The organism is Psychrobacter sp. Arc9 (genome assembly GCF_041431295.1).
In the GTDB taxonomy this organism is placed as follows: Bacteria; Pseudomonadota; Gammaproteobacteria; order Pseudomonadales; family Moraxellaceae; genus Psychrobacter.
In genome coordinates, this window is record NZ_JASMRK010000018.1 from 40,865 (window position 1) to 52,562 (window position 11,698).

Below are 11,698 nucleotides of genomic sequence, written 5' to 3' on the forward strand. Positions count from 1 at the left end.
AAGGTAGGTTGATTATATTGTGTCGCGCCATTTTCCTTGAACCATGATACCTTGGATAGGGTTTAACCCCATTTGATAGGCCAAGTCAGCAGGACGAGCAATATCCCATAGCGCTAAATCAGCATCGCAGCCCACTTCTATTCTGCCTTTGTTAGATAGTCCTAACGCCTGTGCTGCATATACTGTCGAGCCTGCCAGCACTTCTTCAGGTGTGAGGTAAAACAACGTACAACCCATATTCATCGTCAATAACAGCGACGTTAACGGTGAGGTGCCAGGGTTACAGTCAGTTGAAATTGCTATAGGAACTTGATGTTTGCGTAATGCCTCAATCGGTGGCAACTTAGTGTCACGTAACGTATAAAACGCCCCTGGCAATATCACGGCAACCGTATTGCTAGCGGCCATTTTTTTGATGTCTTCTTCTGACAAATGCTCTAGATGATCGCTCGATAGTCCTTTATATTCAGCAACTAAGGCACTACCACCTATATCGGACAGCTGCTCAGAGTGCAGTTTGACTGGTAGATCTAATGAGCGCGCGACCTCAAAGACACGTCTGATTTGCTCTGTACTAAAGGCGATATTTTCACAAAATCCATCTACTGCATCAACCAAGCCTTCTGAATGCAGAATTAGCAGCCACTCGCAGACTTGCTCAATATAGTCATCTGCACGATTTTTATACTCAGGTGACAAGGCATGAGCCGCCAAATACGTGGTACTTACATGAATGTCGTATTTTTCTCCCAGTTGACGAGCGACCGTGAGCATTTTGCGCTCCGTGTCTAAGTCGAGACCATAACCTGACTTGATTTCGATACTGGTAACGCCTTCTTTCATGAGCGCGACTAAACGTTTTTCACTTTGGGCAAATAGCGATTCAATACTGGCAGCGCGGGTAGCACTGACCGTCGCGACAATACCGCCGCCTTGTGCTGCAATATCTTGATAACTAACGCCCTGCAATCGCGCTTCGAACTCATTGCTGCGGTTGCCACCATAGACGATATGCGTGTGACAATCGATAAGCCCTGGGGTTATCCATTTACCATCCACGTCTGTGATTTGGCTAGCTTGATATTTAGGCAAATGAGCAGTGATTTGATCCTGTGTGCCAACCCAAGCGATTTTGCCATTTTTGATACCGATAGCCGCGTGAAGTAGCTGACCATATGGGTTACTATCAGCTTGATTATCGACATTATCACTTGTCTCAATGCCAAAACCATGCTGCTCTGAAAAAGTAGCAATATTGGCATTGATAATAATATGATCAAATGATGTCATAGTAGATGCATCTAGCGTTTGTTCTATAGGATTTTTCGATACGGAGTTCTTTAATTCATTCATAATATGCTCCTAATTATTGTGGAGTCAGAGACCTTTATTAAAGATCTAAGCGCTAAGTAAGTACTGCTCTACAATAGTCGCTAGTAAGCGAGCAGCGACTTTGCAGCTACGACTGTCAATATCAAAGGTAGGGTTAATCTCAGCAATGTCTGCCATTTTTACTTTGCCTGATGCCATGATGGTTTTGACCATGCGCTCAACAAAACCTAGTTCAATGCCGTAAGCGGCAGGTGCGCTTACACCCGGCACGACACTAGATGGCAAGCAGTCCATATCGATGGTTAAATATATGATATCAACCTGATTGATAAAGCTTTTGACCCGCTCAGCAAGTGTATCCCAAGGCTGATAATGACACTCTTCATCACTGATGACCTGTACGCCCAATTGCTCGGCACGATCGAAAAGCGCCGCCGTATTAGAGAATCGACTGACGCCAATACAGCAATAGTGAAAAGGCTGATCGTATGAGTCAAGATGCTCGGCAATCTGGCGAAATGGTGTCCCAGAAGTCGCTACATCAGACTGACGAATATCAAGATGAGCATCAAAATTAATAATCCCGATAGTAGGCGTGACATCTGCATTTTTTTGACTTTCTAGAGCCTGCCATAATCCTAAAAAGCTACCATAAGCGATGGCATGACCGCCACCAAGTCCGATGGGCAAACCACCTTGCTTGACAATAGTACTCACTGCATCAGCATATTTGAGCTGAGCTTGCTCAAGGGTGCTCTCGGCAAAGCCGTCATTATCATCACAATGAATGTCACCAGCATCACCCAATAAGGTTGATAATTGACCATCAAAGCGTTGTTGTAAATCAGCGATGACTGGCAACGTAGCAAAAGCTCGACGAATCAATGGCGGGGCAGCTCTAGCACCTACGCGGCCTTGATTGCGTCTGACGCCTTGATCACAGGCAAAGCCAATTAGCCCAATACTTTGATCCTCGTAAGGCTGAGCAAGCTGATACCAATAGCGGGCACGTGCAGTCTCAAATGGCTCTGCACGTCCTGTCCACTGGGTTATATCAGCAGGTGTATGGCTGATGCTTGTAGTCGTTGCTGCTGTTCTCACTATTGTCATCGCTGCTCTCCGCACATCAATATTTATTTAGACTCATACCAATCGCTGCGTAGTGACTGCCAATGTTCAGCAAGCGTACCATCTAATACCAACTGCTTAGCTGCTTCGATATCAGGGGCTAGATAGCGATCTTTGTCATAGAAAGTCACTTTTTCACGTAGTTTCTGATGTGCCACAGTCAGCGGCTCTGACGTATCTAGTCCGCGATGGAAGTCGATGCCTTGACCAGCAGCCAGAAGTTCAATACCAATAATGGTGGCAGTGTTTTGCGCCATCTCGTATAGGCGACGTGCGCAATAAGTTGCCATTGAGACATGGTCTTCTTGGTTGGCAGAGGTCGGGATACTATCGACGCTACCAGGGTGGGCGATAGATTTGTTTTCTGAAGCCAGTGCTGCGGCGGTCACATGAGCAATCATAAATCCTGAGTTTACCCCAGCGTTATCAACCAAGAATGGCGGTAAGCCACCTGATAGCGTCGCATCGATTAGCAAGGCCACACGGCGCTCAGACATCGAGCCAATCTCAGCGATAGCCAAGGCCAAAATATCGGCGGCAAAGGCGACAGGCTCAGCATGGAAGTTACCACCTGATATAGCAACTGGCCCATCTTCGTTATTGAAAATAAGTGGGTTGTCAGTTACTGCATTAGATTCTATTAGCAGAGTTTTCCCTGCTTGGTTGATGATATCAAGGCAGGCACCCATGACCTGAGGCTGACAGCGTAGGCAGTAAGGGTCTTGCACTCTATCGTCTTGCTCGCCATCGTGTGAGGCACGAATAGCACTTCCTTTGATTAGCTGACGATGTGCTTTGGCGATTTCTATTTGACCATGATGACCACGTACTTCATGAATACGAGCATCAAATGGTGAGTCCGAGCCTTTTGCCGCATCAATCGACATCGAGCCGACGATGGTCGCAGTCTCAAGTAAATCACGCGCCAAGAAATAACCACGTAATGCTAGCGCGGTTGAGACTTGCGTACCGTTGATCAGTGCAAGGCCTTCTTTAGCTGCAAGAGTAATAGGCTCAAGTCCATGCTGTGCTAGAGCGTCAGCCGCAGGTACTTTTTTACCGTCAACATAGACATCACCTTCACCCATCATCGCCAGCGTCATATGTGATAATGGCGCTAAGTCACCAGATGCGCCAACTGAACCTTTGGCTGGGATATTGGGTGTGATTTGATTGTTGATTAAGGCAAGTAAACTATCAACTACCTCGCGGCGTACACCAGAGACACCTTGCGCCAGACTGGCGACTTTCATGACCATAATTAATCGAACTACACCGTCTGGCAACGCTTCACCAGTGCCCACTGAGTGAGAAACGATTAGGTTACGCTGAAGTAGCTCAAGCTGATCATCACTGATACGTGTCTTAGCAAGTAGGCCAAAACCAGTATTGATACCATAAGCGCTTTTGTCTCGTGCAATGATGGTACGTACATCTTCGTGCGATGCATCTATCGCTTCATAAGCACTCTCAGGCAGTGTCAATACGACAGGCTGCTCGTAGATATCACGTAGCATCTCAAAGCTAAGCTGGCGAGGATGTAGGGTTAGTTGTTTGATATTGTTCATAGGGGTCATCCTAGTGTTGTAAGTCATATAGTCATTCCACTATAAAAATATTACAGCGTTAACCTCGCTTGAAGTATCACACATACATCTGCACTCGGTTGCCTTGTACTACTTTTAAATTGCATCGACTATATGGGTTATATTATTTTTGTTTAGGGCGTGTCCTCATTTTAAAAATGGTGATAAAAATGAGATAAATTGCCGTTAAACAAGAAAAATAGTGCAGATAATATCGAGATATTGACCAACTGTTTGACGATGTTTGGCAAAATTTAGCTGTTTTTAGCCCATTTAGAGGACACTCGTTTGAATTGAGGACACGCCCTAGTATCTTTATTAAAATGAAGTTGTTGAAAGGTTTTTAATCAACGCAATATTTATTATTGAGTTTGAGTTTTTTAGCCAATCCAATTGAGGTACATAGCCAGATGTCCGAAAGCTGCAGCCAATAAAATACTGAGTACCACGCGCTCGAACCAAATGATGACCATTTTACCAACAGAGATTGGAATCTCGGTCGCAAGCACGCATGGAATCATGGCTGAGAAGAACAGCACACTGCTAATGGAGATGACACCTGCCACATAGCGCGTCAATATGTCAGCATTGCTCAGTAATAATGCTGGTAAGAACATTTCAGCCAATCCTGCCGACATTCCTTTGGCAGCGACAAGTGGTTCTGGTAGGCCGCCAAGCCATGTAAATGGATAGAGAAGCAAGCCCAAGGCATCGAAAACGGGTGTATATTTTGCTAACAGTAATCCTGTTAAGCCAACAGCTATGATAGAAGGCACAATAGCGGCTGCCATCGTTAGACCGTCATGAAAGTTAGACCACAAGATTTGTTTGAGGTCAGTGGCACGGCGCGAAGTGGATAAACCTAAATCAAACGCAGCTGCTAGCCGTGTACCACCTTTATGGTCTAAAGCGGGACGTTCAACGCTATCATCAAAGAGCCTGATAGGCGGAATACGAGCAGTAATCGCAGTAACAATAAAGGTAATCACTAGCGTAGACCAAAAGAACATATTCCAAAATTCCATCAGATCAAGCGTTTTGGCAACAATAACCATAAACGCCGCTGATACAGTCGAAAACCCGGTCGCAATGATAATGGCTTCACGCGCTGAATATTGCTTTTGCAAGTACACACGATTGGTGATGAGTAAGCCAATGGAGTAGCTACCGACAAAGGAAGCTACAGCATCAATCGCTGATGAACCTGGGGTTTTCCAAATAGGTTTCATAATCGGCTGCATGAGCACACCAACCATTTCTAATAAGCCAAAGCCAACCAAGAAGGCCAATATTAGTGCCCCAAGCGGTACAATCATGCCGACTGGTAAGGCCAGTTTTTCAAACAGAAACGGCAGCATGTCCTTTTCCATCATAAAGGTAGGCGCTATGTCAGCCACATACATCACTGCCAACATCAGACCGATGATCTTGAAAGTCGTCATAATCATATGGGTGATATTTTTGCGCCATGAGCCATCGATAAATGGCTTACTCACTCCATAGAGGATGAGTAAAAATAATAGCGTCACGGACAAGGTATGCTGCTGAGTGACTAGATAGGTTGCGCCATGATCGAACAAAATCGTGCTTTTTTCACCAATGGTAAATGGCACAAAAAACATCACTAAACCGATCGTACTGAATACGATCAGCTGTATTAAAGCAATAGGGGTTGATAGCAGTTTTTTTGACGATGTCGTTGCATTTTCATCGTTCAGATCAGATGCTGTATTTTGTTCAATCATATTATCCTCCTTGATAAAACGCCGATTATGTCCTTATACCCAGCTACGGCGTATAAAGACAAGGGACAAACTATTTGATCATTGGCAGATTTAGACCATAATCTTTCGCTGTCTTAATCGCCAACTCATAACCTGCATCGGCGTGACGCATAACGCCTGAGCCGCAATCATTGACAAGTACTCGCGATAAGCGTTTGGCCGCGGCGTCCGTGCCATCCGCTACGATGACCATACCTGAATGCTGCGAATAGCCCATGCCGACACCGCCGCCATGATGTAGTGATACCCAAGTTGCGCCGCCAGCCACATTTAGCATACCGTTCAATAGCGCCCAATCAGATACCGCATCTGAGCCGTCTTTCATACTCTCTGTTTCGCGGTTTGGACTAGCGACAGAACCCGTGTCTAAGTGATCACGACCAATGACGATTGGGCCCTTTAGCTCGCCGTTTTTGACCATTTCATTAAATGCTAAGCCCGCTTTATCTCGCTCACCAAGCCCTAACCAGCAGATACGAGCAGGCAAGCCTTGGAATTGAATACGCTCTTTTGCCATATCTAACCAGCGATGAATATGTTTATTTTCAGGGAATAGCTCTTTGATTTTTTGATCAGTCTTATAGATATCTTCTGGATCACCCGATAGCGCTACCCAGCGGAAAGGGCCTTTACCTTGGCAAAATAGCGGACGAATATACGCAGGGACAAAACCTGGGAAGTTGAAGGCATCTTTGACCCCTTCATCGAAAGCGACCTGACGGATATTATTACCGTAATCAGTCGCTGGAATGTCCATCGCTTGCAAGTCTAAAATCGCTTGTACATGTACCGCACAAGATTGAGCAGCGGCTTTGATCAGTGCTGCATGTTGCTCTGAATCTTCTTGGGCGGCTTTCCATTCCTCTACCGTCCAGCCGCTTGGTAGATAGCCATTGATCAAGTCATGCGCTGAGGTTTGATCGGTGACCAAGTCAGGCTTCATACCGCCAGCATTAGCACGCTTGACCATCTCAGGCAAGATATCTGCGGCATTACCAAGTAGAGCAATAGAGACGGCTTCGCCCGCGTCCGTATGTTGTTTGATTAACTCATAAGCATGGTCAAGATCGTCTGCTTGCTTGTCGACATAACCCGTGCGCAAACGGAAATCGATACTAGACTGCTGACATTCGATGTTCAATGACGTTGCACCCGCAAAAGTTGCAGCTAGTGGCTGCGCGCCGCCCATACCGCCCAGACCAGCGGTTAAAATCCAACGACCCGCCCAGCTACCATCATAATGCTGACGACCTGCTTCCACAAAAGTCTCATACGTCCCTTGGACGATGCCTTGCGTGCCGATATAAATCCAGCTACCAGCAGTCATCTGACCGTACATAAACAGGTCTTTGCGATCGAGCTCGTTGAAGTGCTCCCACGTTGCCCAACGCGGTACAAGGTTGGAGTTAGCAATTAAGACACGCGGTGCATTCTCATGTGTTTGAAATACGCCGACTGGTTTACCAGATTGCACTAGCAACGTCTCATCATCTTCTAATTCTTTTAGTGATTCTAAGATTTGATCATAGCTTTCCCAGTTACGGGCTGCGCGTCCGATACCACCGTAGACGACCAGGCTTTTTGGGTTTTCTGCCACATCAGGATGCAGGTTGTTTTGCAGCATACGATAAGGTGCTTCGGTCAGCCAGCTTTTGCAATGTAGCGTGCTACCAGTAGGCGCAGCAATATTACGGCTCTCATCACGGCGAGTCAGCTTAGTCTCTTTGTTGGTTCCATTGTCAGTAGTCATGATCATATCCTTGTGATAGCGAATAGGGCGATAAAGTCATCAAAGTAAGTGTCTTACAGTCAGCCTAGATATTCATTGACTAAGTATTCATCTAAATTCATAAAAATATCGAATCGATAAAGCAAATTTTCTAGCACTGCTGTATATTTGTATATACAAATTATCAAAGATACTTTTTTCATGCAAGGTTTTTTTTCATGAGCTGATTATTTTTGTTATTTACTCAGTCGATTTAGATAACACCGAGTGAGTTGAAAAACGCCCTAGTCAACACTGAACGCTCAGACATTTTGACTAAGGCTTGCACGGTGGTCTCGTGATATTATGTGGTCATTCCTATTAGCAAAACTGACGGTCAAAGGCGGATATGACAAAGACGATTCCGGCGTATCAACGCATAAAAAACGCCATACTAGACAACATCCATTCTGGTAAGTGGCAAGCGGGCAACGCAATTTCGACAGAAATGGCACTGGCTGAAGAGTTTGGTGTGTCAAGGATGACAGTCAACCGTGCGCTAAAAGAGCTGAGCGAGGAGCGGGTGTTAGAGCGTCGGCAAGGGTCGGGCACGTTTGTCGCACAGCAGCAGTTCAATCATACGTTTGTTGAGGTACGCAACATCGCTGAGGATTTAAAGTCTGCCAATCGTGATTATGAGGCAAAGGTCGTCAGCAAGCGTGCTGTTACTGCTGCTATGCTCGATAATGAGCTGCGTCGTAAGTTTGGTATTAATGAAGGGGCAGTGATCGATGAGGAGTCTGTATCTGTTAACGCAAGCGTGGATACAAACGCTAGTGATGAAGCTGTCCTATATGAAGTAAAAATTATTCACTTTGCCGATGGTCAGCCTATACAGTTTGAAGAGCGTTGGGTCGATGCTAAAAAAGTGCCGAAATTCATCGATCAGGATTTTAGTGTGGTCAATACCAGTGATTACTTAATTGCCAAAAGCCCTCTAGAGAGTGGCAGCTATACCATCCGAGCATTGGCAGCCCCTGATGAGATTGCTAAGTTTTTGCAAATTGCGCCGCAGTCACCAACGCTTGTATTGCGTCGGCAGACCTATTCGGCTGGCCAAGTCGTTACCTTTGTAAAAATGTGGCATGCAGGAGATCGCTATCAGTTCTCAGGCGAGTTGTAGCAGATATAGTCAAGCCTATATAAATCCGCTACATCGTCATCCTCGCTAAGCATACTAATGTATAACTTGCACTCGGTTTCCTTGTATCGAAATTATATTGAACTGACTATAGCTTACGTATGCTCACTGATTGTGTACGTGTTTCTGTCTAAAGTGAGATACTATATCCATAAGCTGCTATTTAATAAGATGGCAATTGGCGCTAATTAAACTCGTCAGAATATTTGAACAATCGTTAAAAATTAAAATATAATATAGAAACAGTATTGAAAAATAGCCCAAATAGCCTCAAATCGGGCAACCAAAGCCGAATATCATAGAGGAGCTTATATTGTTCTTCTGTGTCGGCTTGCTCTATTTATTAGCACCGTATATTTTATTAGTGCTGTGTGTCTTATTAACATTATGCATTTTTACTTTATTCATTCACTCTTATAAGGACGTCTTATGAAACGTCGTAACCTTTTAGCCCTTGCCGCCAGTACTGTATTGCTTGCCGCTTGTGGTCAGTCTAGCACCAATGAAGCCGACACCAATGCGACAGATAGTGCTGCGACTGGTGGTTCAGATTTGCTACAACGTATCAATAATGGCGGCACGATTAACGTCGGTACCGAAGGCACCTATCCGCCATTCACTTATCATAATGAGAGCGGTCAGTTGACGGGTTATGACGTCGAAGTGACGCGTGCCGTTGCTGATAAACTAGGCGTTGATGTTGAGTTTAAAGAAACTCAGTGGGATGCGATGCTGGCAGGTCTAGACTCAAAACGTTTTGATATGGTCGCCAACCAAGTTAGTTTGACCACGCCTGAGCGTAAAGCAAAGTATGACAAAGCAATGGCTTATAGCTGGTCAGGTGCGGTTGTATTGGCACCTACTGATGACAACCGTTATAGCTCGTGGGAAGGTCTAAAAGGTCTACGTACTGCGCAATCACTTAGCAGTAACTACGGTGAGCTTGCAGAGCGTTACGGTGCAGAGATCGTTCCTGTCGATGGTATGGCGCAAGCGATTCAATTAGTAAAGCAAGATCGTGCTGACTTTACGATGAATGACAATCTGGCGGTATTGGATTATCTAAAGAAATTCCCAGATTCTGATCTTGAGATTAAACTGACTGCACCTGCTAGTGAGTTACGTGGTTCAGGCCTAGTGCTTATCAAAGGTGATGATGAAGTTGTAGCGAAACTGGATGAAGCGATGGCTGAATTGGCGGCTGAAGGCACGCTAACTAAGCTTAGTGAACAGTTCTTTGGTGCTGATATAAGTCAACAAAAATAATGTCAGTTTCTATCATGTCAGCTTCTGTAATGTCTACATCATGGTTCGCGGACTTATTGGCAGTATTGCCATTTATGAGTCCTGATCGAGCGCAGATTGTCATCTCGTCGTTTTGGCCAATGCTCAAAGGCGGTATCTATTATTCGATACCGCTGGCGTTGATCTCATTTGCGATCGGTATGGCCATTGCACTGACAGTGGCATTGATTCGTATCATTCCGCGTGCCACTTGGTTCCATGAAATCATTTATCGGCTCGCTCGTGTCTATGTGTCCGCCATTCGCGGTACACCGATGCTGGTTCAGCTGTTTATTATTTTCTATGGTCTGCCAAGTGTCGGGGTGAAGCTCGATCCCTTTCCCTCAGCGATTATCGCGTTTTCACTGAACATCGGTGCTTATGCATCTGAGACAGTGCGTGCTTCGATTTTGTCGATACCAAAAGGGCAGTGGGAAGCAGGCTCGACGGTTGGTTTGACGTATCTACAGACGTTTCGTCATGTGATTTTACCGCAGGCGCTTAGAGTGTCGGTGCCGCCGTTGTCTAATACCTTTATCAGTCTGGTAAAAGATACCTCACTTGCTTCATTGGTACTGGTCACTGAGCTGTTCAAACAAGCGCAGATTATCACAGCTCGTAACTATGAGTTTATGCTGGTCTATACCGAAGCCGCAATTATCTACTGGGGTATCTGTCTGTTCTTGACCTTTATCCAAGGCAAGCTTGAAACTAGGCTAGATCGTTATGTGGCAAAATAAGCTACGTAGTAAAATAAGTTATGGCTCAATAGACACTCGCAAATATAGACTAGCCCAACAGGAATTTTTATGATCAAAGTCACTAATATTCATAAAGCCTTCGGTGGCAATCAGGTGCTAAAAGGCATCGACTTGACCATTAATAAAGGCAAAGTAGTCGTAATATTAGGACCTTCAGGATCGGGTAAAACCACCTTTTTGCGTTGTTTAAATGCGCTAGAGATTCCTGATCAAGGTGTGATTGCTTTTGATGATGATAGCTTGAGCGTCGACTTTGCGACTAAGCCAAGCAAAAAGACGCTACTAGCTTTACAGCGTAAATCAGGTATGGTGTTTCAGTCTTATAATTTGTTTCCACATAAGACAGCCATTGAAAACTTGATGCTTGGGCCTACAGTGGTACAAGGGCAGAGCAAAGCGCAAGCCCGTGAGCAGGCATTGGTACTACTGGAGAAAGTTGGACTGTCGGACAAAGCAGATCTCTATCCGTTTCAGCTATCTGGTGGTCAACAGCAGCGTATTGGTATTGCTCGTGCGCTTGCTATTGAGCCGTCGCTATTACTGTTTGATGAGCCAACCTCTGCGCTTGATCCAGAGTTGGTACAAGATGTGCTAGAGACAATGAAGCAGCTCGCCTCCGAAGGTTGGACGATGGTCGTAGTGACTCACGAAATCAACTTTGCCCGCGACGTTGCCGATCATGTTGTACTGATTGAAGATGGTCATGTGGTTGAAGAAGGCAGTGCCAAGCAGCTGTTTGAGGACTCAAAACATCCTCGTACGCAGGCATTTTTGCAACGTATAGAGCAGTAAAAACGTCTGTTTTTGCGTAAGTAATCAAACAAAAAAGCCCCAATCTGAACTGAACCCCATAAGTTGGACACAACTTTTGGGGTATTTTTATGCGTTACAATCTAGACTTTAAACTCAAAGTC

Annotated in this window: 9 protein-coding genes; 4 read left to right on the top strand and 5 right to left on the bottom strand. The window is 45.2% G+C overall.

What is annotated here, in order from left to right:
* Positions 1-12: 12 nt before the first annotated feature.
* The 5 genes from hutI to hutU form a co-directional block, all read right to left on the bottom strand.
* Entirely contained in the window at positions 13-1,290 is a 1,278-nt protein-coding gene (hutI, locus tag QO187_RS10070) for an imidazolonepropionase (RefSeq protein WP_228153205.1), read from the bottom strand.
* A gap of 108 nt (positions 1,291-1,398) precedes the next feature.
* Entirely contained in the window at positions 1,399-2,442 is a 1,044-nt protein-coding gene (gene hutG, locus QO187_RS10075) for a formimidoylglutamase (protein ID WP_371548256.1), read from the bottom strand.
* Positions 2,443-2,465: 23 nt separating this feature from the next.
* Complete coding sequence (hutH, locus tag QO187_RS10080; RefSeq protein WP_371548257.1) at positions 2,466-4,028, bottom strand: histidine ammonia-lyase; 1,563 nt, start codon at positions 4,026-4,028, stop codon at positions 2,466-2,468.
* 398 nt (positions 4,029-4,426) lie between these two features.
* Positions 4,427-5,791: a YjiH family protein gene (locus QO187_RS10085; RefSeq protein ID WP_371548259.1), complete on the bottom strand. Its 1,365-nt coding sequence runs from the start codon at positions 5,789-5,791 to the stop codon at positions 4,427-4,429.
* A 70-nt stretch (positions 5,792-5,861) separates the two neighbouring features.
* On the bottom strand, positions 5,862-7,580 hold the full coding sequence (gene hutU / locus QO187_RS10090) for a urocanate hydratase (RefSeq protein WP_102093879.1): 1,719 nt from the start codon (positions 7,578-7,580) through the stop codon (positions 5,862-5,864).
* 367 nt (positions 7,581-7,947) lie between these two features.
* On the opposite strand from hutU, the gene QO187_RS10095 reads away from it, so the two are divergent.
* The 4 genes from QO187_RS10095 to QO187_RS10110 all read left to right on the top strand — a co-directional run bounded on the left by QO187_RS10095 (position 7,948) and on the right by QO187_RS10110 (position 11,576).
* Positions 7,948-8,721, top strand: coding sequence for a UTRA domain-containing protein (locus QO187_RS10095; protein ID WP_102093881.1), 774 nt, complete (start codon positions 7,948-7,950; stop codon positions 8,719-8,721).
* Between the two features lie 447 nt (positions 8,722-9,168).
* Positions 9,169-10,005 carry an amino acid ABC transporter substrate-binding protein gene (locus QO187_RS10100; RefSeq protein WP_102093882.1) on the top strand — a complete coding sequence of 279 codons (837 nt, stop codon included), beginning with the start codon at positions 9,169-9,171 and terminating at the stop codon, positions 10,003-10,005.
* Positions 10,006-10,079: 74 nt separating this feature from the next.
* Positions 10,080-10,763: an amino acid ABC transporter permease gene (locus QO187_RS10105; RefSeq protein WP_179797881.1), complete on the top strand. Its 684-nt coding sequence runs from the start codon at positions 10,080-10,082 to the stop codon at positions 10,761-10,763.
* 69 nt (positions 10,764-10,832) lie between these two features.
* Positions 10,833-11,576: an amino acid ABC transporter ATP-binding protein gene (locus QO187_RS10110; protein ID WP_057761251.1), complete on the top strand. Its 744-nt coding sequence runs from the start codon at positions 10,833-10,835 to the stop codon at positions 11,574-11,576.
* Positions 11,577-11,698: the final 122 nt, after the last annotated feature.